This window comes from Pseudomonas sp. EU05-FHT14B02, assembly GCF_058791055.1.
The window spans coordinates 295,636-317,997 of sequence record NZ_JBYTDD010000002.1; the positions used below are offsets into that span (position 1 = coordinate 295,636).

The following is a 22,362-nucleotide window of genomic DNA, read 5'->3' on the forward strand; positions in this document are numbered from 1 at the left end:
TTGAGCGAAGAAAATACGTACGACTCAACGAGCATTAAAGTGCTGAAAGGCCTGGATGCCGTACGCAAACGTCCCGGTATGTATATTGGTGATACCGACGATGGCAGCGGCCTGCACCACATGGTGTTCGAGGTGGTCGACAACTCGATCGACGAAGCGCTCGCCGGCTACTGCGACGACATCAGCATCATCATCCACCCGGATGAGTCCATCACCGTTCGCGACAACGGCCGTGGCATCCCGGTAGACGTACACAAAGAAGAAGGCGTTTCGGCAGCCGAGGTCATCATGACCGTGCTGCACGCCGGCGGTAAATTCGACGACAACTCCTACAAGGTTTCCGGCGGTCTGCACGGTGTGGGTGTGTCGGTAGTTAACGCCCTGTCGGAAGAGCTGGTCCTGACCGTTCGCCGTAGCGGCAAGATCTGGGAACAGACTTACGTCCACGGTGTTCCGCAAGAACCGATGAAAATCGTTGGCGACAGCGAAACCACCGGTACACAGATCCACTTCAAGGCTTCCAGCGAAACCTTCAAGAACATCCACTTCAGCTGGGACATCTTGGCCAAGCGGATTCGTGAACTGTCCTTCCTCAACTCCGGTGTCGGTATCGTCCTCAAGGACGAGCGCAGCGGCAAGGAAGAACTGTTCAAATACGAAGGCGGCCTGCGTGCGTTCGTTGAATACCTGAACACCAACAAGACCCCGGTCAACCAGGTGTTCCACTTCAACGTCCAGCGTGAAGACGGCATCGGCGTGGAAATTGCCCTGCAGTGGAACGACAGCTTCAACGAGAACCTGTTGTGCTTCACCAACAACATTCCACAGCGCGACGGCGGTACTCACCTGGTGGGTTTCCGCTCCGCACTGACGCGTAACCTGAACACCTACATCGAAGCGGAAGGCCTGGCGAAGAAGCACAAAGTCGCCACCACTGGTGACGATGCCCGTGAAGGCCTGACCGCGATCATTTCGGTGAAGGTGCCGGATCCGAAGTTCAGCTCCCAGACCAAAGACAAGTTGGTGTCTTCCGAAGTGAAGACCGCGGTCGAACAGGAAATGGGCAAGTACTTCTCCGACTTCCTGCTGGAAAACCCGAACGAAGCCAAGCTGGTCGTCGGCAAGATGATCGACGCGGCCCGTGCCCGTGAAGCAGCACGTAAAGCCCGTGAGATGACCCGCCGCAAAGGCGCGCTGGACATCGCAGGCCTGCCCGGCAAACTGGCCGACTGCCAGGAAAAGGACCCTGCCCTTTCCGAACTGTACCTCGTGGAAGGTGACTCCGCGGGCGGCTCTGCCAAGCAGGGGCGTAACCGCAAGACCCAGGCGATTCTACCCCTCAAGGGTAAAATCCTGAACGTCGAGAAAGCACGTTTCGACAAGATGATCTCTTCCCAGGAAGTGGGCACCTTGATCACTGCGCTGGGCTGCGGCATCGGTCGCGAAGAGTACAACATCGACAAGCTGCGCTATCACAACATCATCATCATGACCGATGCTGACGTCGACGGTTCGCACATCCGTACCCTGCTGCTGACCTTCTTCTTCCGTCAGCTGCCGGAGCTGATCGAGCGTGGCTACATCTACATCGCTCAGCCGCCACTGTACAAAGTGAAGAAAGGCAAGCAAGAGCAATACATCAAAGACGACGACGCCATGGAAGAGTACATGACGCAGTCGGCTCTGGAAGATGCGAGCCTGCACCTGAACGAGGAGGCACCGGGTATCTCCGGTGAAGCCCTTGAGCGTCTGGTGAATGACTTCCGTCTGGTGATGAAGACCCTCAAGCGTCTGTCGCGCCTGTACCCACAGGAACTGACCGAGCACTTCATCTACCTGCCGGCTGTCAGCATGGATCAGTTGTCCGATCATGCAGCGATGCAGGACTGGCTGGCCCAGTACGAAGTGCGTCTGCGTACTGTCGAGAAGTCGGGTCTGGTCTACAAGGCCAGCCTGCGTGAAGATCGCGAGCGTGGCGTGTGGCTGCCAGAGGTTGAACTGATCTCCCACGGCCTGTCGAACTACGTCACCTTCAACCGCGACTTCTTCGGCAGCAACGACTACAAGACCGTCGTTTCCCTGGGCGCTCAACTGAGCACCCTGCTGGACGACGGCGCGTACATCCAGCGTGGCGAACGCCGTAAGTCGGTCACCGAGTTCAAGGAAGCCCTGGACTGGCTGATGGCTGAAAGCACCAAGCGCCACACCATTCAGCGATACAAAGGTCTGGGCGAAATGAACCCGGACCAGCTGTGGGAAACCACCATGGACCCAAGCGTGCGTCGCATGCTGAAAGTGACTATCGAAGACGCCATTGGCGCTGACCAGATCTTCAACACCCTGATGGGTGATGCGGTCGAACCACGTCGTGACTTCATCGAAAGCAATGCCCTGGCGGTGTCCAACCTGGACTTCTGATCCCGGTCGGCGCCAACGAAAAGGCCAATGCATCTGCATTGGCCTTTTTTATTGCCTGCCATTCACTCACGCGCTGCCGTTGCTGAGCAGGCAATGCGCCAGGCGGTATTCACGTTCGGTCATGACGATGGGTTCGCCTTGTCATGTCGACAATCAGCGATTGTTATGGGCATAAAAAAACCGGCTATATCTGCCGGTTTTTTTACGTCCAAAAAAAACTTATGCACGTTTTTATGGTTTTTATCATTCTAAGAAATATGTAAAAAAATCATAATGTTACGTACAAGAATCGACGCTTTTCAATGAAACGGTACACAGGTTATCCACAGAATTTCAGACAACCACCTGATCGTTTGAAACCGGTGCTTGCGGAGCCGGTGGTAGAGAGCCCATTTCCCGTTGCATTTGCTCGTTCCACGCCTGGACCCGGTCGTTCAATTCAGCAATGGCTCGTGGTCCAGTGCCTGCGGCATACATAGGCTCACCAATGATCACAGTAATGACGCCCTGCTTCTTCGCCCAACCGGTTTTCGGCCAGAACTTGCCTGCGTTGTGCGCAATCGGCAGCACCGGTAATTCGGCGTTAACCGCCAAGGCGCTGCCACCGCGCGAGAACTTTCCGACGGTGCCGAAAGGAACGCGCGTGCCTTCCGGGAAGATCAGCACCCAGACATTGTCCTTGAGCAACTCATCACCTTTTTGAGCCACATGCTTGAGCGCGGCTTTCGGGTTGTCGCGATCGATGGCGATCGGTCGCAACATGGCCATGGCCCAACCGAAGAACGGCACATAGAGCAATTCACGTTTGAGCACCTGGCTCAGCGGTGAGAAGTAAGCGGAGAGAAAGAACGTCTCCCACGTGCTTTGGTGGTTCGACTGAATGACGCAAGGCCGTTCAGGTACGTTCTCGGCACCCTTCACTTCGTAGCGAATACCAAGGAACACTTTGCTCAGCCACAGGGCACAACGGCACCAATACACGTTGATGAAGCGATAACGTGCCTTGAAGGGCAGAAACGGCGCGATAAAAAAACTCAGGCTGCACCACAGCAATGAGCTGGTGCCCAGCAGCAGGTAAAAGAGGAAGGTTCTGATGGCCTGCAATATCGACATGGTGACGTTTACCGTTGCGGGAATTGCCCGCCTGTATAAAGCGCACTCCTGATGGGTCCTTTATCAGGAATTTCAGAAGCACTCTAATTGTGGATAAGTTCTGCGGCAATCGCCGCCAGATCGTCAAAAATCAATGTGCCAACCGGAAGGGTCTTGCCCAAAGTCTTTTCGCCTTTCCCGGTCTTTACCAAAACTGGCTGTGAATCGACGGCTTTGGCGGCTTCCAGGTCACCAAGGCTGTCGCCGACGAACCAGAGATCGGTCAGCGACACGTTGTAATGAGCGGCGATGGCTTTCAACATCCCGGGTTTCGGCTTGCGGCAATCGCAACCTTCGTCCGGCCCATGCGGGCAGTAGACGATCAGGCCGACTTCACCGCCCTGCTCCGCCACCAACGCGCGCAAGCGCTCGTGCATGGCATTCAGGGTGGCAAGGTCGTAATAGCCGCGAGCGATGCCCGACTGGTTGGTAGCGACGGCTACCGTCCAGCCGGCCTTGCTCAACTGCGCGATGGCTTCGATCGATCCGGGGAGCGGAATCCACTCCTCCACCGACTTGATGTAAGCGTCGGAGTCGTAATTGATCACTCCGTCCCGATCGAGAATCAGCAGTTTCAACAGCAGTCCCTCAACCCAGCAGCGAAATGTCGGCGACGCCGAGGAACAGCCCACGCAGACGTGCCAGCAACGCATAGCGGTTGGCGCGGACCTTTGCGTCCTCCGCATTGACCATCACGGCTTCGAAGAACGCATCCACCGGTTCGCGCAGCGCAGCCAGGCGTGCCAGTGATTCGCTGTACTGACGCGAGGCGGCCATCGGCTGTACAGCCTGGTCAGCCTGCTGGATCGCCGAGTACAGGGAGAACTCGTTGGCGTTGTCGAAGTACTTGGCTTCCACGACTGTCGGAACGGAGCCTTCGACCTTGCTCAGCAAGTTCGACACGCGCTTGTTCACGGCGGCCAGGGCGGCAGCTTCCGGCAGTTTGCGGAAAGCCTGTACCGCTTGCACGCGCTGGTCGAAGTCCAGGGCCGAACCGGGCTTCAGGGCACGTACCGACAGGTAGGTCGCAACATCGACGCCTTCGTCTTCGTAACGGGCACGCAGGCGGTCGAAGATGAATTCCAGCACCGAATCGTTCAGGCCCGCAGCCTTGACCTTGGTACCGAACGCATTCACAGCGAAGGCCACGGCGTCGTTCAAGTCCAGATCCAGTTGCTTCTCGATCAGGATACGCAACACGCCCAGTGCAGCACGGCGCAGGGCGTACGGGTCTTTGCTGCCGGTCGGCAGCATGCCGATACCGAAGATTCCCACGAGGGTGTCGAGCTTGTCGGCAATGGCCACTGCCGCACCGGTCAGGGTGCTTGGCAGTTCAGCGCCGGCACCGCGCGGCATGTACTGCTCGTTCAGCGCCAGTGCGACATCTTCCGGCTCGCCGTCGTTGAGGGCGTAGTAGTAACCGGCGACACCTTGCATTTCCGGGAACTCGCCGACCATCTCGGTAGACAGGTCACACTTGGACAGCAGGCCGGCACGAGCAGCCCACGAAGCGTTGCCGCCAATGCGCGCCGCGATGTAGGCGGCGAGTCTGGAAACGCGTTCGGCCTTGTCGTAGACGCTGCCGAGTTTTTCCTGGAACACCACGTTTTGCAGGCGCAGGTTGAAGTCTTCGAGCTTTTGCTTCTTGTCTTGCTTGAAGAAGAACTCGGCGTCGGTCAGGCGTGGGCGAACCACTTTCTCGTTACCGGCGATGATCTGCTGTGGGTTCTTGCTCTCGATGTTGGCCACGGTAATGAAACGTGGCAGCAACTTGCCGTCGGCGTCCAGCAGGCAGAAGTACTTCTGGTTGTCCTGCATGGTGGTGATCAAGGCTTCCTGCGGCACGTCGAGGAAGCGCTCCTCGAACGAGCACACCAGCGGCACCGGCCATTCGACCAGCGCGGTCACTTCATCGAGCAGCGCTGGAGGAACGATTGCCGTGCCTTCCTGACGGGTGGCCAGCTCTTCGGTGCGCTTGCTGATGATCTCGCGACGCTCGTTGGCGTCGGCCAAAACGTAGGCGGCACGCAGATCGGCCAGGTAGCTGGACGGCGAACCGATGCGCACGTTTTCCGGGTGATGGAAGCGGTGGCCACGGGAGTCGCGGCCGGCCTTCTGGGCGAGGATGGTGCAGTCGATGACCTGGTCACCGAGCAGCATCACCAGCCACTGGGTCGGACGAACGAATTCTTCCTTGCGCGCGCCCCAACGCATGCGTTTCGGGATCGGCAGGTCGTTCAGCGAATCTTCGACGATGGTCGGCAGCAGGCTCGCAGTCGCCTTGCCAGCGATGCTCTGGCTGTAGCGCAGTTTCGGGCCGCTCTGATCGATTTCGCTCAGCTCGACGCCGCACTTCTTGGCGAAGCCCAATGCTGCCTGGGTTGGGTTGCCTTCAGCATCGAACGCGGCCTGACGTGGCGGGCCGTCGAGGTTGATGCTGCGATCCGGCTGCTGGGTGGCCAGTGCGGTGATCAGCACGGCCAGGCGGCGCGGAGCGGCATAAACGGTTTTGCTCTCGTAGTCCAGGCCGGCAGCTTGCAGGCCCTTGTCGATACCGGCGAGGAACGCCTCGGCCAGGGTGTTCAGGGCTTTGGGTGGCAGTTCTTCAGTGCCCAGTTCAACCAGAAAATCCAGAGCACTCATTGTGCAGCCTCCAGCTTGGCCAGTACTTCATCACGCAGGTCCGGGGTCGCCATCGGGAAGCCCAGCTTGGCGCGAGCCAGCAGGTAGGCTTGCGCAACGGAACGCGCCAGGGTGCGTACACGCAGGATGTATTGCTGACGCGCAGTCACCGAGATCGCCCGGCGCGCATCCAGCAGGTTGAAGGTGTGGGAAGCCTTCAACACCATTTCGTAGCTTGGCAACGGCAGCGGCTGGTCGAGTTCGATCAGGCGCTTGGCTTCGCTTTCGTAGAAATCGAACAGTTCGAACAGCTTGTCGACGTTGGCGTGTTCGAAGTTGTAAGTGGACTGCTCCACTTCGTTCTGGTGGAACACGTCGCCATAGGTCACTTTGCCGAACGGACCGTCAGCCCACACCAGGTCGTAGACCGAGTCCACGCCTTGCAGGTACATGGCCAGACGTTCGAGGCCGTAGGTGATCTCGCCGGTCACTGGGTAGCACTCGATGCCGCCCGCTTGCTGGAAGTAGGTGAACTGGGTCACTTCCATGCCGTTGAGCCAGACTTCCCAGCCCAGACCCCAGGCGCCGAGGGTCGGCGATTCCCAGTTGTCTTCGACGAAGCGAATGTCGTGGACCAGCGGGTCCAGGCCAACGTGCTTGAGAGAGCCCAGGTACAGTTCCTGGAAATTGTCCGGGTTCGGCTTCAGGACCACCTGGAACTGGTAGTAGTGCTGCAGACGGTTCGGGTTTTCACCGTAACGGCCGTCAGTCGGACGGCGGCTTGGCTGCACGTAGGCGGCGTTCCAGGTTTCCGGGCCGATGGCGCGCAGGAATGTTGCGGTGTGGAAAGTGCCGGCGCCTACTTCCATATCGTAGGGCTGAAGTACCACACAACCTTGCTCGGCCCAGTATTGCTGGAGGGCGAGGATCAAGTCTTGGAAGGTACGCACGGCTGGCGTAGGCTGGCTCACGAAATTCACCTGTTTCTTGGGCTGCGATTTAAAGAGCGGGAGTATACCCGATTCATTGCTGCGCACGCCCCCTGGAGCCTTATGCCACGCTGCTTTTGGTGTTCCGAAGATCCGCTGTACATGGCTTATCACGATCAGGAGTGGGGCACGCCGCTACGGGATGCGCAGGGATTGTTCGAGTTGCTTTTGCTCGAAGGGTTCCAGGCCGGGCTTTCCTGGATCACCGTGCTGCGCAAGCGCGAGCGTTATCGCGAAGTTTTGTTCGGCTTCGACGTGCAGCGCGTGGCGCAGATGAGCGATGCCGAAATTGACGAGCTGATGCTCGATCCCGGCATTATCCGTAACCGACTCAAGCTCAACGCGGCCCGGCGCAATGCCCAGGCCTGGCTGGCGCTGGAGGATCCGGTGGCGTTTCTGTGGTCATTCGTCGGCGGCACGCCTGTGATCAATCATTTCAAGGATCGCAGCGAGGTCCCGGCCGTGACGCCGACTGCCGTGGAAATGAGCAAAGGCTTGAAAAAGGCCGGTTTCACGTTCGTCGGGCCGACCATCTGCTACGCGCTGATGCAGGCCTCGGGCATGGTCATGGATCACACCCGCGATTGCGACCGCTACGCGCAGCTGGCGAACGGCGGTTAGAATGGCCGCCTCGCGCACAGCACAAGATCAGGAGTGACCTGTGGATAAGTTTAAAGGCGCCTTGCTGGTAGGCGCTCTGCGGCTGTTTGCCCTGCTTCCGTGGTGGGCCGTGCAGGCCGTGGGCTCGGCGATTGGCTGGGTTATGTGGAAAACCCCGAACCGTTCCCGCGACGTGGTACGGATCAATCTGTCCAAGTGCTTTCCGGACATGGACCCCGCCGAGCGTGAACGCCTGGTGGGCCAGAGCCTGAAAGACATCGGCAAGTCCCTGACCGAGAGTGCCTGCGCCTGGATCTGGCCGGCCCAGCGCTCCATCGACCTGGTGCGCGAAGTCGAAGGCCTCGACGTATTGAAGGACGCCCTTGCCTCCGGCAAAGGCGTGGTCGGCATCACCAGCCACCTGGGCAACTGGGAAGTGCTCAATCACTTCTATTGCAGCCAGTGCAAACCGATCATTTTCTACCGTCCGCCGAAATTGAAGGCAGTGGATGAATTGCTGCAAAAGCAGCGGGTGCAGTTGGGTAACAAGGTCGCGGCTTCCACCAAGGAAGGCATCCTCAGTGTCATCAAGGAAGTGCGCAAAGGTGGTGCAGTGGGCATTCCCGCTGACCCGGAACCGTCCGAATCCGCCGGGATCTTCGTGCCGTTCTTCGCCACTCAGGCGCTGACCAGCAAGTTCGTGCCGAACATGCTGGCCGGCGGCAAAGCGGTCGGCGTGTTCCTGCACGCCCTGCGCCTGCCGGACGGTTCGGGCTACAAAGTGATCCTTGAAGCCGCGCCAGAGGCCATGTACAGCACCGATACGGCAGAATCCTGTGCGGCCATGAGCCAAGTGGTCGAGCGCTATGTGCGGGCTTACCCGAGCCAGTACATGTGGAGCATGAAGCGCTTCAAGAAGCGCCCACCGGGTGAAGAGCGTTGGTACTGACTGACTTGGCACGCTCTGTGGATAACCTGTAGGAGCGAGCTTGCTCGCGATGGACGTTAACGATGATATGGGCTGCCAGGTTGAACGCGGCACCCTGGCATCCATCGCGAGCAAGCTCGCTCCTACACATATCCACAACCGTTCATTAGGGCGCAAAAAGATGTCCGAACACCGCAAATCATTTCGCATCAAGATCAGTCATGAAAGCTTTGGCGAATGCCTGGGCCAGACGCGCAATCTGTCGACCACGGGGGTCTACGTCAAGCATCCTGGGTTGTCGACTCTGCCCAAAGGCGCGGTGGTTTACGGTCAGGTGCAGGGCTTACCCACAGGCGCGCCGCGGGTGCGCATGGAAGTGGTGCAGGTGGACGCCGAGGGCATCGGTTTGCGTTATCTCTGAGTCAGTGCGCCTGACGCTCGAGCTTCTTCAGGAACACCGTCATTTCCTTCTCGGCCTGCTTGTCGCCATGGGCGCGAGCGGCTTCCAGGCCTTGCTCCCAGGCTTGGCGCGCGGCCGTAACGTCCGCCAGTGCCAGATGGGCCTTGCCCAGTAGTTTCCACGCCGCCGAATACTTCGGATCGAATTCGACGCAGCGCTGGAAATGCTCCGCCGCCTTGGCGTTTTCCCCCAGATCCAGATAGCCCTTGCCCAGACCGAAGCGTAGCAATGAGTTATCCACACCCTTGGCGAGCATTTTTTCCAGGGATTCGATCATCGGTGGATTCCTTGCCTGAGGCATGTCATGGGTTGATTTGTTGTAGGAGCGAGCTTGCTCGCGATGGCCGTCAACGATAATGCTGGAAACCAGACACCCCGCGTCGCTCTCGGGTTCATCGCGAGCAAGCTCGCTCCTACAAAGGCAGGCCGGCGCTAAATCCGCATCAGAAGAAGCTCAGCCCCACATGGAACAACTTCTCCACATCGCGAATATGCTTTTTATCCACAAGGAACAGAATCACATGGTCGCCCGCTTCGATCACGGTGTCGTCATGGGCGATGATCACTTCTTCGTCGCGGATAATCGCACCGATGGTGGTGCCTGGCGGCAGGCCAATGTTCTCGATTGCCTTGCCGATCACCTTGCTCGATTTCGCATCACCATGGGCAATTGCCTCGATGGCTTCCGCCGCACCCCGGCGCAGTGAGTGCACGCTGACGATGTCGCCCCGGCGCACGTGGGCCAGCAAGGTGCCGATGGTCGCCAGTTGCGGGCTGATGGCGATGTCGATGTCACCGCCCTGGATCAGATCGACATAGGCCGGGTTGTTGATGATGGTCATCACCTTCTTCGCACCCAAGCGCTTGGCCAGCAGCGAAGACATGATGTTGGCCTCGTCGTCGTTGGTCAGGGCCAGGAACAGGTCGGCGTCGGCAATGTTCTCTTCCATCAGCAGGTCGCGGTCCGAAGCACTGCCCTGCAACACCACCGTGCTGTCCAGTGTGTCGGAGAGATGACGGCAGCGTGCCGGGTTCATCTCGATGATTTTCACCTGATAGCGGCTTTCGATGGCCTCGGCCAGACGCTCGCCAATCTGCCCGCCACCGGCGATGACGATGCGTTTATAGGTTTCGTCGAGACGGCGCATTTCGCTCATCACCGCACGAATGTTCGCCTTGGCGGCGATAAAAAATACTTCGTCGTCGGCCTCGATCACCGTGTCGCCCTGGGGCAGGATTGGCCGGTCACGACGGAAAATCGCCGCAACGCGGGTTTCCACGTTCGGCATGTGTTCACGCAACTGCCGCAGTTGCTGGCCCACCAGCGGCCCGCCGTAGTACGCCCGCACCGCCACCAATTGCGCCTTGCCTTCGGCGAAGTCGATTACCTGCAAGGCACCGGGGTGCTGGATCAGGCGCTTGATGTAGTTGGTGACCACTTGTTCCGGGCTGATCAGCACGTCCACCGGAATCGCTTCGTTCTGGAACAACTGCTCTTCGCGGGTCAGGTACGCGGCTTCGCGAACCCGGGCGATCTTGGTCGGGGTGTGGAACAGAGTATGGGCGACCTGGCAGGCGACCATGTTGGTTTCGTCGCTGTTGGTCACCGCGACCAGCATGTCGGCGTCATCGGCTCCGGCCTGGCGCAACACGGTCGGGAACGAGCCACGACCTTGTACCGTGCGGATGTCCAGGCGGTCACCAAGGTCGCGCAGGCGTTCGCCATCGGTGTCGACCACAGTAATATCGTTGGCTTCGCTGGCCAGGTGTTCCGCCAGCGAACCGCCGACTTGCCCTGCACCGAGGATGATGATTTTCATCCAGTCACTCCATTGAATCCATTTAACCGCGCGCGGCGGCGATCTTGATCAGCTTGGCGTAGTAGAAGCCATCGTGGCCACCTTCCTGGGCCAGCAACTGGCGACCATGAGGTTGCTTGATGCCGGCCGCCATCGCGAGGTCCAGTTCCCGGGCACCCGGCGTGCGGGCGAGGAAGGCTTCGATGACTTCGGTGTTCTCGGTCGGCAGCGTGGAACAGGTGGCGTACAGCAGGATGCCACCGACCTCCAGGGTTCTCCACATGGCATCGAGTAACTCGCCCTGCAGCAGCGCCAACGCGGCGATGTCGTCGGGTTGGCGGGTCAGTTTGATATCCGGGTGACGACGAATCACACCGGTGGCCGAACATGGAGCGTCCAGCAGGATGCGCTGGAACGGCTTGCCGTCCCACCATGCCTGAGTGTCGCGGCCGTCGGCGGCGATCAGTTCGGCGCTAAGTTTCAGGCGTTCGAGGTTTTCCCGCACCCGCACCAGCCGCTTGGCTTCCAGGTCTACCGCCACGACGCCGGCCAGTTTTGGCTCGGCTTCGAGGATGTGGCAGGTCTTGCCACCTGGTGCACAGCAAGCGTCGAGCACCCGTTGACCCGGTGCGAGGTCGAGCAGATCGGCAGCCAGTTGCGCGGCTTCGTCTTGCACGCTGATCCAGCCCTCGGCGAAACCCGGCAGGCTGCGCACGTCGGCGGCGGCGTCAAGCACGATGCCGTCGCGGCTGTAGACACACGGCGTAGCGGCAACTCCCGCGTCAGTCAGCAAACCGAGGTAGGCATCACGGGTGTGATGGCGACGGTTGACTCGCAGGATCATAGGCGGATGCGCATTGTTCGCCGCGCAAATGGCTTCCCATTGATCTGGCCAGAACGCTTTCAAAGATTTCTGCAGCCAGCGTGGGTGAGCGGTGCGCACCACCGGATCACGTTCCAACTCGGCGAAAATCGTTTCGCTTTCGCGCTGAGCATTACGCAGCACAGCGTTGAGCAGCGCCTTGGCCCATGGTTTTTTCAGCTTGTCGGCGCAACCGACGGTTTCACCAATGGCCGCATGAGCCGGGACACGGGTGTAGAGCAACTGATAGAGACCAACCAGCAACAGCGCCTCGACATCGGCGTCGGCAGCCTTGAACGGCTTCTGCAGCAGCTTGGCCGCCAGCGCCGACAAACGTGGCTGCCAGCGCGCGGTACCGAACGCCAGGTCTTGGGTAAAGCCGCGATCACGGTCCTCGACCTTGTCCAACTGCGTAGGCAGCGAACTGTTGAGCGAGGCTTTTCCGTTCAGGACGGCAGCGAGTGCCTTGGCGGCGGCCAGACGCGGATTCATTGAGCGTCCGCCACTTGACCGAGGACAGTGCCGGTGGCGAATTTCTCGCGACGGCTGTTGAACAGATCGCTGAAGTTCAGCGCCTTGCCGCCGGGCAATTGCAGGCGGGTCAGGCACAAGGCCTGCTCGCCGCACGCGACGATAAGACCGTCCTTGCTGGAGCCGAGGATTTCACCCGGGGCGCCTTTGCCTTCGGCGAGGTTTGCGGCCAGTACTTTCAGGGCTTCGCCGTTCAAGGTGCTGTGGGTGATCGGCCATGGGTTGAAGGCACGGACCAGACGCTCCAGCTCAACCGCCGGGCGACTCCAGTCGATGCGTGCTTCGTCCTTGTTCAATTTGTGCGCATAGGTAGCGAGGCTGTCGTCCTGCATTTCGCCCTCCAGGGTTCCGGCGGCGAGGCCGGCAATCGCCTGGACTACAGCTGGCGGGCCCATTTCTGCCAGACGATCATGCAGGCTGCCGCCGGTATCTTCGGCGCTGATTGGCGTGGCGACTTTCAGCAACATCGGCCCGGTGTCGAGGCCGGCTTCCATGCGCATCACGGTCACGCCACTTTCGGCGTCGCCCGCCTCCACGGCGCGCTGGATCGGCGCCGCGCCCCGCCAGCGTGGCAGCAGCGAGGCGTGACTGTTGATGCAACCCAGACGCGGAATATCCAGCACCACTTGCGGCAGGATCAGGCCATAGGCGACCACCACCATCAAGTCCGGCTTCAGTGCAGCCAGTTCAGCCTGAGCATCTTCGTTGCGCAGAGTGGGCGGTTGCAGCACGGGGATATTGTTCTCCAGAGCAAGCTGCTTGACCGGGCTCGGCATCAGTTTTTGCCCGCGACCGGCCGGACGATCCGGTTGGGTGTAGACCGCGACGATCTCGTAAGGGCTGCTCAGCAGGGCATTGAGGTGTTCGGCGGCGAATTCCGGGGTGCCGGCAAAGACAATGCGCAGTGGCTCAGTCATGGGTGACGTCTCTTGAAAAGAAAAAGGCTTGCCGTAGCAAGCCTTTGAAGATGGGCATCAGGCGTTCTGGCGATGAAGCTTTTCCAGTTTCTTCTTGATGCGGTCGCGTTTGAGCGTGGACAGGTAATCGACGAACAATTTGCCGTTGAGGTGGTCGCATTCGTGCTGGATGCACACGGCGAGCAATTCTTCGGCGATCAGTTCGTAAGGCTGGCCGTCGCGGTCCAGTGCTTTGACCTTGACCCGTTGCGGGCGATCGACGTTTTCGTAGAAACCCGGCACCGACAGGCAGCCTTCCTGATACTGGCCCATCTCGTCGGTCAGCGTTTCGAGCTCGGGGTTGATGAACACTCGAGGCTCGGTGCGGTCTTCGGAGAGGTCCATCACGACGATACGTTTGTGCACGTTGACCTGGGTCGCGGCAAGGCCGATGCCAGGCGCTTCATACATTGTTTCAAACATGTCGTCGACCAACTGACGCACTTCGTCGTCCACTACGGCCACTGGCTTGGCGATAGTGCGCAGACGCGGATCAGGGAATTCGAGGATGTTTAAAATGGCCATAAGCTTGATTAGTGCACGTGTGAAGTAAGGTCGGGTCGATGGCCTGGCGGGTCCGAAGACATACAGGCTACCGTTGTAAAACGTAGCTCCATTCTTTTGACAAGCAAGTTTTGACAAGCAAGCCGGGAGCGAGCCGCCGAGGGCTCTGGCGTTTCACGCGAATGCACATAATAAAGGGATTCACCGCATGAGGAAATCACTACTCGCCCTGCTGCTCCTGGCTTCGGCAAGTTGGGCGTACGGGCAAGTGCTGCTTCGGGAAGAGATTCCCACCATAAAGCTGTCGCCAAAGGTTCGCAGCAGCCCGGTGAACGAGGCTATCCCCAGCGTTGCTCTGAAATCGATCAACAGCTTTCTGCTGAGTAACCGCATCGTCGACAAGGCCGAGGAATTCGACAAGGCGCCTTACATCGTCGCTGGTGATTCCGAACGGGTGCTCAGCGGCGCGGGTGACCGCATCTTTGCCCGCGGCCATTTCGATCCGGCGCAACCGGCGTACGGTATCTTCCGCCAAGGCAAGGTCTACACCGATCCGCAGAGCAAGGAAATCCTGGGGATCAACGCCGACGATATCGGCGGCGGCGATGTCGTGGCCATCGAAGGTGATGTCGCTACCCTGGAGTTGCTGCGTACGACTCAGGAGGTCCGCCTCGGCGATCGCTTGTTCAGCGGTGAAGAGCGCGCGATCAACTCGACCTTCACGCCCAGCGCACCGAGCCACGAAATCAACGGTTTGATCATCGATGTGCCGCGTGGGGTCACGCAGATTGGCGAGTTGGACGTGGTAACGCTGAACAAGGGTCAGCGCGACGGCCTAGCCGAAGGCAATCTGCTGGCGGTAATGAAAACCGGTGAAACCGTGAGGGACCGGATCACTGGCCAACCGTTGAAAATTCCCGATGAGCGCGCCGGTTTGCTGATGGTTTTCCGTACCTACGACAAACTCAGTTATGGGCTGGTGCTCAGCGCCTCGCGCTCACTGTCGGTGATGGACAAGGTACGAAATCCGTAAGAGTGCTTCACAAGTTACCAACAGAGTTATCCACAGCTTATTCCCGTTTGTACGGATGCTCATAACGATCAAGGATGATCCATGTCGATGCCTACTGTTACACCGGTTTCCCCCGCGGAACTGGAAGCTCGATTACGTCTGCACCGTTTGCCGGAACTCGGTCCTGCGCGTTTCAAGAAATTGCTCGAAGCCTTCGGTTCGGCATCCAAAGCCATCAGCGCGCCAGCCAGTGCCTGGCGCGCGCTGGGCTTGCCACTGGCCTGTTCCGAGGTCAGGCGTAGCACTGAGATCCGTGACGGCGCCAGTCATACATTGGCCTGGCTGGAGCGCCCGGCCCAGCATTTACTGATGTGGGACCAACCGGACTACCCGGCACTGCTGGCACAAATCAGCGATGCACCACCGCTGTTATTTGTCGCGGGCGATCCGGGCGTTCTGGAAAAACCACAATTGGCGATGGTCGGCAGCCGCCGCGCTTCCCGGCCAGGAATGGACACCGCTGCCGCGTTTTCCCGTAGCCTGGCGGGTGCCGGTTTTGTGATTACCAGCGGCCTGGCCCTGGGTATTGACGCCGCCGCGCACCAGGCTGCGCTGGACGTCGGCGGGCAAACGGTCGGTGTGCTCGGTACGGGGCTCGAGAAGTTTTATCCACAGCGAAATCGACGCCTGGCGGACGCCATGATCGCTTCGGGCAGCGCAGTGCTTTCGGAGTTTCCGCTGGATGCAGGTCCCAGCGCCGGCAACTTCCCTCGGCGCAACCGGATCATCAGTGGTTTGTCACTCGGGGTGCTGGTGGTTGAAGCGAGTGTCGCCAGCGGTTCACTGATCACCGCGAGGCTGGCGGCGGAACAGGGGCGCGAGGTGTTTGCGATGCCCGGGTCGATCCATCATCCCGGCGCCCGGGGCTGCCATCAGTTGATTCGTGACGGTGCGGTGCTGGTGGAAACCATTGAGCATATCCTCGAAGCCTTGCGCGGCTGGCAGCGACTGCCGTTATCCACAGAAACCTGCACCGCGGTATCTACTCACCCACTGCTGAAGCTGCTGCATGCCGCCCCTCACACCAGTGAAGCGCTGGCCGACGCAAGCGGCTGGGCCTTGCCGAAAGTGCTGGCGGCGTTGACGGAACTGGAAATGGATGGCAGCGCCGTATGCGAAAACGGGCGCTGGTTTGCACGGGTGAGCTAGGTTTTATAAACAAGATCGGTAAACTGCGCAGAGCCTTAGTCTGGAGTGTTTTTCATGGTCAACAGTTGGCGTGTGCAACAAGCCGCGCAAGCAATTCGCGCCGGGGCGGTGATTGCCTACCCAACCGAAGCAGTCTGGGGCCTGGGTTGCGACCCGTGGGACATCGATGCGGTGGAGCGTCTGCTGCTGATCAAGGGCCGGTCTGTGGAAAAGGGGCTGATTCTGGTCGCCGACAACATCCGTCAGTTCGATTTCCTCTTCGAAGACTTCCCCGAGTTGTGGATGGACCGCATGGCCAGTACCTGGCCGGGTCCGAACACCTGGTTGGTGCCGCACCAGAACCTGCTGCCGGAGTGGATTACCGGTGTGCATGAAACCGTGGCGCTGCGGGTCAGCGATCACCCGCTGGTGCGGGATTTGTGCGCGCTGGTCGGGCCGCTGGTGTCGACGTCGGCCAACCCGCAGGGGCGTCCGGCGGCACGTACGCGGATTCGCATCGAACAGTATTTCCGTGGCCAGGTGGATCTGGTGCTGGGCGGAAACCTGGGCGGACGCAAGAACCCGAGCGTGATTCGCGATCTGGCGACCGGCAGGGTTGTGCGCCCCGATTGAGACCGAGTTGACCCCAATCGCGGGCAAGCCCACAGGGGTTCTGTGTCGAACACAAATCCCCTGTGGGAGCGAGCTTGCTCGCGATGGCGTCAGTCAGGGCAACAAAACAACCGAGCCCGTCGTACGCCGCGCCGACAACTCGGTCTGCGCCTTCGCCGCGTCAGCCAGTGGATAACGCTGGCTGATGTCCACGGTCAGCTTGCCGCCGATGATCATCTCGAACAACTCGTCGGCCATGCGTTGCAGGTTCTCGGCGTTGTTCGCATAAGTGCCCAGGGTTGGCCGGGTCACGTACAGCGAGCCTTTCCCCGCCAGGATCCCCAGGTTCACGCCGTCGACCGCGCCGGACGCATTGCCGAAACTCACCACCAGCCCACGCGGCGCAACGCTGTCGAGTGAAGTCAGCCAGGTGTCCTTGCCAACGCCGTCGTACACCACCGGGACTTTTTTGCCGTCGGTCAATTCCAGTACGCGCTGGGCGACGTTTTCGTGGCTGTAGTCGATGGTCGCCCAGGCACCGTTGGCCTTGGCCAGCGCGGCTTTCTCCGCCGAGCTGACAGTGCCGATCAGCTTCACGCCCAAGGCCTTGGCCCATTGGCAAGCCAAGGAGCCGACACCGCCCGCCGCGGCGTGGAACAGGATGGTTTCGCCACCCTTGAGTTCATAAGTCTGGCGCAGCAGGTATTGCACAGTCAGGCCCTTGAGCATGACGCCGGCGGCCTGTTCGAAGCTGATGGCGTCCGGCAGTTTCACCAGATTGGCTTCGGGTAAGACGTGAACATCGCTGTAGGCGCCCAGCGGCCCGCTGCCATAGGCTACGCGATCGCCGATCTTGAAGCGGGTCACGTCGCTGCCCACTGCCTCGACCACGCCCGCACCCTCTGAACCGACACCCGACGGCAGGGACGGCGGTGGATACAAACCGCTGCGGTAGTAGGTGTCGATGAAGTTCAGGCCGATGGCCTTGTTGGTCACGCGTACTTCCTTCGGACCTGGCTCGGCGGGTTGGTAATCCACATATTCGAGCACTTCGGGGCCGCCATGGGCGCGGAACTGGATACGCTTTGCCATCAGAACTCTCCATAGGTCGTTTTACCAAGCTCCCTATCGGACTCCTAAGCTTGATCTTCGTCAACTGCGGCGGGGTGACTTGCGATGGTATGCTACGCGCCCATTTGCGCAGGCTGAGCTCCAATGGAGCGCCGCGTTGTTTTGCCCGATTCAAGGTGATGACATGACGACCCGCACCGAGGCCGTAAAAGCCTACCTGCTCGACCTGCAAGACCGTATTTGCGCCGCCCTGGAAGCCGAAGACGGTGGCACGCAATTCGTCGAAGACGCCTGGACCAGGCCGGCGGGCGGTGGCGGTCGTACCCGTGTGATAGAAAACGGCGCGGTGATTGAAAAGGGTGGCGTCAACTTTTCCCATGTCTTCGGCAGTGGTCTTCCACCATCTGCCAGCGCCCATCGACCAGAGCTGGCCGGCCGCGGCTTCGAAGCCCTCGGCGTGTCGCTGGTCATCCACCCGCACAACCCGCATGTGCCGACTTCCCACGCCAACGTGCGTTTTTTCATCGCCGAAAAAGAAGGTGAAGAGCCGGTCTGGTGGTTCGGTGGCGGCTTCGACCTGACCCCGTATTACGGCAACGAAGAAGACTGCATCCACTGGCACCGCGTCGCCGAGCAAGCCTGTGCGCCGTTCGGCCCGGATGTTTACCCGCGTTACAAGGCCTGGTGCGACAGCTACTTCCACATCAAGCATCGTCACGAACCGCGTGGCATCGGCGGGCTGTTTTTCGACGATCTGAACGAGTGGGACTTCGACACCAGCTTCGCTTTCATGCGCGCTATTGGTGACGCGTACATCGACGCCTACCTGCCGATCGTGCAGCGCCGCAAGAACGATGCGTTCACCGCCAAACAGCGTGAGTTCCAGGAGTTCCGCCGTGGCCGCTACGTTGAATTCAACCTGGTCTACGACCGTGGCACGTTGTTCGGCCTGCAATCGGGCGGGCGTACCGAGTCGATCTTGATGTCGCTGCCACCGCAAGTACGCTGGGGTTACGACTGGAAAGCCGAGCCTGGCAGTGAAGAAGCGCGTCTGACCGAGTACTTCCTGCAAGACCGCGATTGGTTGGCCAAAGCCTGAACGAGGAAACCTGATGGACCGTTATGTCGTATTCGGTAACCCGATTGGCCACAGCAAATCTCCGCTGATCCATCGCCTGTTCGCTGAGCAGACCGCACAGAAACTGGATTACAGCACGCTGCTGGCGCCACTCGACGACTTTTCCACCTGTGCCCGGACTTTTTTCCTCGAAGGGCGCGGCGCCAATGTGACGGTGCCGTTCAAGGAGGAGGCCTATCGATTGGCGAACAGCCTGACCGCGCGGGCGCAGCGTGCGGGTGCAGTCAACACCTTGAGCAAACTGGACGATGGCAGTCTGCTGGGCGACAACACCGACGGTGCCGGGCTGGTGCGGGACCTGACGGTCAACGCCGGGTTCAGCCTCAAGGGCAAACGCATCCTGTTGCTCGGTGCTGGCGGTGCGGTGCGAGGTGCTTTGGAGCCGTTGCTGGCCGAGCAACCGGCCTCGGTGATCATCGCCAACCGCACGGTGGACAAGGCTGAGCTGCTGGCGGAACTGTTCTGCGATCTGGGGCCGGTCTCGGCCAGCGGCTACGACTGGTTGCAGGAGTCGGTGGACCTGATCATAAACGCGACGTCGGCGAGCCTGACCGGCGATGTGCCGCCTATTGCCCCCAGCTTGATTGAGCCTGGCAAAACGGTGTGCTACGACATGATGTACGGCAAGGAACCGACCTCGTTCTGCCGCTGGGCCAGCGAACACGGGGCGGCGGTGTCGATGGATGGCTTGGGCATGCTGGCCGAGCAAGCGGCGGAAGCGTTCTTTCTGTGGCGCGGCGTGCGCCCGGATACGGCGCCGGTGCTGGCTGAACTCCGCCGGCAATTGGCCTTGTAACCTACTTGTAGGAGCGAGCTTGCTCGCGAAAAATCTGAGGGCGCTGTTGGGCATCTGGTTTTGCGTGTAATCGTTCACGACCTTCGCGAGCTAGCTCGCTCCTACAGTGAGCGGTGTTTCAATCCTCAAACCGGATCGGGCATTTCTCCGCCCCTTCCAGCTTCCTCAACTCTTCCACCACCTGCGGCCGGGCCCGGCGCAAGGTCAGGCTGCGGTTCTGGCGAAGCAGGCGCCGCGCTTCCTGATGCAGCATTTCCACCCCTGAGTAGTCGATGAAGTTGATCTGCTGCGCCTCGATCACCACACGCGCGCCGTGCATGCGTTGCAGGCGCACTTGCAGGTAATGGCTGGCGCCGAAAAAAATCGAGCCCCCCACTCGTAGAATGTCTTCCTCGCCATCTCGCACATGCTGCACCCGTGGTTGCGATGTGCGTTTGAGGTAGAAAAAAAGCGAGGCCAACACGCCGGCGTAGATCGCTGTCTGCAACTCCAGCAGCAGCGTTGCGACGCAGGTCAGCGCCATGACCAAAAATTCGGCGCGGCTGACCCGCAACAACGCACGGATGCCGCGATGGTCCACCAGGCCCCAAGCGATCAACAGAATGCTGCCCGCCATGGCTGGAATCGGGATGTGCGCAATCAGGCTCGCGCCGAAGATCGCAAACAGCGCCACCCACAATGCCGAAAAAATCCCGGCCAGCGGCGAACAGGCCCCCGCTTCGTAGCTCAGGCCTGAGCGAGTGAAGGAGCCGGCCGACAGCGATCCGGAAAAAAACGCACCGATGATATTCGACAAGCCCTGGGCGCGGACTTCCTGATTCGCGTCGAGTAGTTGCTGCGAACGTGCCGAGATCGAGCGGGCGATCGACAGGCTGGTTACTAGCCCGAGCATGCCGACCGCCACCGCGCTGGGCAGCAGGCGCAGGATCAGATCCAGGTCCAGGGGCAATGGGCTGAAGGGCGGCAGTTTGCCGGTGAAGGCGCTTACCAGTTGCACATGGCCGAACATTGATGGCCAGAGCCAAACCAGCAAGCCGCCGAGAATCAGGGTGATCAAGAGCGTCGGCCAGCGTGGCAGCAGCAGTTTGAGAATAGCGCCGACCACCACGGTCGCCAGACCTAGCGCCAGCGAAGGTTTGTCCATTTCGCCGAGATGGCGCAACAACGTGATGAAGCTATCCAACGCGGTGGCCTGGCTGGGCAAGTCCAGCCCCAGCAGGTTAGGCAATTGACCGATGGCAATCACCACGGCAGCACCCAGGGTGAAGCCGAGTACCACCGAGTGCGAGACGAAATTCACCAGCGCGCCGAACCGCAGCAAACCCAGCAGCCACTGAAAGATGCCAGCAAGAAACGTCAGCAACAGGATCAGCATGACGTAGTCCTGCGACGCTGGAACGGCCAGAGGACTGACACTGGCATACAGAACAATGGAGATGGCGGCCGTAGGACCGCAGATCAAATGCCACGACGACCCCCAGAGGCAGGCGATCAGCACGGGGATGATTGCGGCGTACAGGCCGTATTCCGGCGGCAGGCCGGCGATCAGTGCGTAGGCAATGGATTGCGGCAACGCGAGGATCGCGCCGCTGAGGCCGACGATCAGGTCGCGCCCGACACTGGCACGGGTTTGCCGGGGTAGCCAGGTGAGGAATGGAAAGACTGAATGGCGGCTGGGAAGGGCCATGGGTCCTCTCGGGTGGGGATTTTGCGCAAGGGTAGCAGGACAAGGCGATCATTGTGGCGGTGCGGCGGTCCGACACGCCCCCTCGCCACAAAGACCATTTCGCTTCTGGTTTAGAGTTTGGCTTTGACCGCCGGCAACGCATCCTTGCCATCCACGGTCTTCACCCCATCGAGCCATTTTTCCAGCACTGTCGGGTTGGCCTTGATCCACGCCTTGGCCGCGTCGGTATTGCTGACCTTCTTGTTCACCACCTCGGCCATGATGCTGTTTTCCATCTCCTGAGTGAAACTCAGGTTGGTCAGCAGTTTGCCGACGTTCGGGCAGGCCTGTGCATAACCTTTTCGGGTCAGGGTATGCACGCTGCCGGTGTCACCGAAGTATTTCTCGCCACCCTTCAGATAGTGCATTTTCAGCTGCACGTTCATCGGGTGCGGGGTCCAGCCGAGGAAAGTCACGAATTTCTGTTTTTTCACCGCGCGGGACACTTCCGCCAGCATCGCCTGCTCGCTGGACTCGACCAGTTTCCACTGGCCCATGTCGAAATCGTTTTTCTTGATGATCTCTTGCAGCGAGATGTTCGCCGGCGCGCCGGAGCCGATGCCGTAGATTTTGCGGTCGAACTTGTCGGCGTATTTGTTCAGGTCGGCAAAGTTATGCACACCAGCGTCCCATACGTAGTCCGGGACAGCGAGGGTGAATTCGGTGCCGTCGAGATTCTTCGCCAGTTGCGTGACATCGCCGCTTGCGACGAATTTGTCGTAGAAGCCCTGCTGCGCCGGCATCCAGTTGCCCAGGAACACATCGACCTGGCCGTCCTTCAACCCGCCAAAGGTGATCGGTACCGCGAGGGTGTCGACCTTGGCCTTGTAGCCCATGCCGTCCAGCAGAAACCCGGTGATGGCGTTGGTCGCGGCGATGTCGCTCCAGCCCGGGTCGGCCATCTTCACCGTCTCGCAACTCTGATCGGCAAACGCCGAGGCACTGCCCAGAGCCAGGAGCCCGACCGTCAGTACTGTGGATAACCTTTGCATGGACTT

Annotated in this window: 20 protein-coding genes and 1 pseudogene; 9 read left to right on the top strand and 12 right to left on the bottom strand. The window is 60.1% G+C overall.

The window, feature by feature from the left end:
* Positions 1-2,418 carry a DNA topoisomerase (ATP-hydrolyzing) subunit B gene (gyrB, locus tag AC3WTM_RS03255; protein WP_102669486.1) on the top strand — a complete coding sequence of 806 codons (2,418 nt, stop codon included), beginning with the start codon at positions 1-3 and terminating at the stop codon, positions 2,416-2,418.
* Between the two features lie 333 nt (positions 2,419-2,751).
* Here the strand turns inward: gyrB and AC3WTM_RS03260 are convergent, their stop codons facing one another.
* The 4 genes from AC3WTM_RS03260 to glyQ all read right to left on the bottom strand — a co-directional run bounded on the left by AC3WTM_RS03260 (position 2,752) and on the right by glyQ (position 7,163).
* Entirely contained in the window at positions 2,752-3,531 is a 780-nt protein-coding gene (locus AC3WTM_RS03260; protein ID WP_057712652.1) for a lysophospholipid acyltransferase family protein, read from the bottom strand.
* 83 nt (positions 3,532-3,614) lie between these two features.
* Positions 3,615-4,154, bottom strand: coding sequence for a D-glycero-beta-D-manno-heptose 1,7-bisphosphate 7-phosphatase (gmhB, locus tag AC3WTM_RS03265; RefSeq protein WP_173677898.1), 540 nt, complete (start codon positions 4,152-4,154; stop codon positions 3,615-3,617).
* Positions 4,155-4,158: 4 nt separating this feature from the next.
* The gene (gene glyS, locus AC3WTM_RS03270; RefSeq protein ID WP_102669488.1) at positions 4,159-6,213 is read right to left on the bottom strand and encodes a glycine--tRNA ligase subunit beta; all 2,055 of its coding nucleotides are present in this window, start codon (positions 6,211-6,213) and stop codon (positions 4,159-4,161) included.
* Positions 6,210-7,163: a glycine--tRNA ligase subunit alpha gene (gene glyQ / locus AC3WTM_RS03275; protein WP_003187265.1), complete on the bottom strand. Its 954-nt coding sequence runs from the start codon at positions 7,161-7,163 to the stop codon at positions 6,210-6,212. Before glyQ ends, glyS begins: the two co-directional genes overlap by 4 nt.
* An 81-nt stretch (positions 7,164-7,244) precedes the next feature.
* Between glyQ and tag the strand changes: the two genes are divergently transcribed.
* The 3 genes from tag (at position 7,245) to AC3WTM_RS03290 (ending at position 9,130) form a co-directional block, all read left to right on the top strand.
* Positions 7,245-7,802, top strand: a complete 558-nt coding sequence (gene tag / locus AC3WTM_RS03280; RefSeq protein ID WP_057712649.1) for a DNA-3-methyladenine glycosylase I — start codon at positions 7,245-7,247, stop codon at positions 7,800-7,802.
* Positions 7,803-7,842: 40 nt separating this feature from the next.
* Entirely contained in the window at positions 7,843-8,730 is an 888-nt protein-coding gene (locus AC3WTM_RS03285; RefSeq protein WP_057712648.1) for a lysophospholipid acyltransferase, read from the top strand.
* Positions 8,731-8,890: 160 nt separating this feature from the next.
* The gene (locus AC3WTM_RS03290; RefSeq protein ID WP_102669553.1) at positions 8,891-9,130 is read left to right on the top strand and encodes a PilZ domain-containing protein; all 240 of its coding nucleotides are present in this window, start codon (positions 8,891-8,893) and stop codon (positions 9,128-9,130) included.
* Between the two features lies 1 nt (position 9,131).
* Here AC3WTM_RS03290 and AC3WTM_RS03295 read toward each other — a convergent pair whose 3' ends face one another.
* The 5 genes from AC3WTM_RS03295 to def all read right to left on the bottom strand — a co-directional run bounded on the left by AC3WTM_RS03295 (position 9,132) and on the right by def (position 13,842).
* Entirely contained in the window at positions 9,132-9,446 is a 315-nt protein-coding gene (locus tag AC3WTM_RS03295; RefSeq protein ID WP_102669489.1) for a tetratricopeptide repeat protein, read from the bottom strand.
* Positions 9,447-9,612: 166 nt separating this feature from the next.
* Positions 9,613-10,989 carry a Trk system potassium transporter TrkA gene (gene trkA, locus AC3WTM_RS03300; protein ID WP_008045725.1) on the bottom strand — a complete coding sequence of 459 codons (1,377 nt, stop codon included), beginning with the start codon at positions 10,987-10,989 and terminating at the stop codon, positions 9,613-9,615.
* A gap of 22 nt (positions 10,990-11,011) precedes the next feature.
* Entirely contained in the window at positions 11,012-12,322 is a 1,311-nt protein-coding gene (gene rsmB / locus AC3WTM_RS03305) for a 16S rRNA (cytosine(967)-C(5))-methyltransferase RsmB (RefSeq protein ID WP_102669490.1), read from the bottom strand.
* On the bottom strand, positions 12,319-13,278 hold the full coding sequence (gene fmt / locus AC3WTM_RS03310) for a methionyl-tRNA formyltransferase (RefSeq protein ID WP_102669491.1): 960 nt from the start codon (positions 13,276-13,278) through the stop codon (positions 12,319-12,321). The genes rsmB and fmt overlap by 4 nt, the downstream gene beginning before the upstream one ends.
* A gap of 57 nt (positions 13,279-13,335) precedes the next feature.
* A complete protein-coding gene (gene def, locus AC3WTM_RS03315) occupies positions 13,336-13,842 on the bottom strand; it encodes a peptide deformylase (protein ID WP_057397338.1) in 507 nt (168 codons plus the stop codon).
* A 229-nt stretch (positions 13,843-14,071) separates the two neighbouring features.
* Between def and AC3WTM_RS03320 the strand changes: the two are divergent.
* The 3 genes and pseudogenes from AC3WTM_RS03320 to tsaC all read left to right on the top strand — a co-directional run.
* Positions 14,072-14,854 (top strand): annotated as a pseudogene (locus AC3WTM_RS03320) (peptidoglycan-binding protein); the annotation flags it as partial.
* Positions 14,855-14,935: 81 nt separating this feature from the next.
* Positions 14,936-16,042 carry a DNA-processing protein DprA gene (gene dprA / locus AC3WTM_RS03325; RefSeq protein WP_102669493.1) on the top strand — a complete coding sequence of 369 codons (1,107 nt, stop codon included), beginning with the start codon at positions 14,936-14,938 and terminating at the stop codon, positions 16,040-16,042.
* A 54-nt stretch (positions 16,043-16,096) separates the two neighbouring features.
* Positions 16,097-16,654, top strand: a complete 558-nt coding sequence (tsaC, locus tag AC3WTM_RS03330) for an L-threonylcarbamoyladenylate synthase type 1 TsaC (RefSeq protein WP_102669494.1) — start codon at positions 16,097-16,099, stop codon at positions 16,652-16,654.
* A 93-nt stretch (positions 16,655-16,747) separates the two neighbouring features.
* On the opposite strand, the gene AC3WTM_RS03335 is transcribed toward tsaC, so the two are convergent.
* The gene (locus AC3WTM_RS03335; RefSeq protein WP_102669495.1) at positions 16,748-17,725 is read right to left on the bottom strand and encodes an NADPH:quinone reductase; all 978 of its coding nucleotides are present in this window, start codon (positions 17,723-17,725) and stop codon (positions 16,748-16,750) included.
* Between the two features lie 163 nt (positions 17,726-17,888).
* On the opposite strand from AC3WTM_RS03335, the gene hemF reads away from it, so the two are divergent.
* On the top strand, positions 17,889-18,803 hold the full coding sequence (hemF, locus tag AC3WTM_RS03340; protein ID WP_102669554.1) for an oxygen-dependent coproporphyrinogen oxidase: 915 nt from the start codon (positions 17,889-17,891) through the stop codon (positions 18,801-18,803).
* 13 nt (positions 18,804-18,816) lie between these two features.
* On the top strand, positions 18,817-19,638 hold the full coding sequence (gene aroE / locus AC3WTM_RS03345; RefSeq protein WP_102669496.1) for a shikimate dehydrogenase: 822 nt from the start codon (positions 18,817-18,819) through the stop codon (positions 19,636-19,638).
* Between the two features lie 118 nt (positions 19,639-19,756).
* Here the strand turns inward: aroE and AC3WTM_RS03350 are convergent, their stop codons facing one another.
* A complete protein-coding gene (locus AC3WTM_RS03350) occupies positions 19,757-21,325 on the bottom strand; it encodes a SulP family inorganic anion transporter (protein WP_102669497.1) in 1,569 nt (522 codons plus the stop codon).
* A gap of 110 nt (positions 21,326-21,435) precedes the next feature.
* Entirely contained in the window at positions 21,436-22,356 is a 921-nt protein-coding gene (gene choX / locus AC3WTM_RS03355; protein ID WP_102669498.1) for a choline ABC transporter substrate-binding protein, read from the bottom strand.
* Positions 22,357-22,362 lie beyond the last annotated feature (6 nt).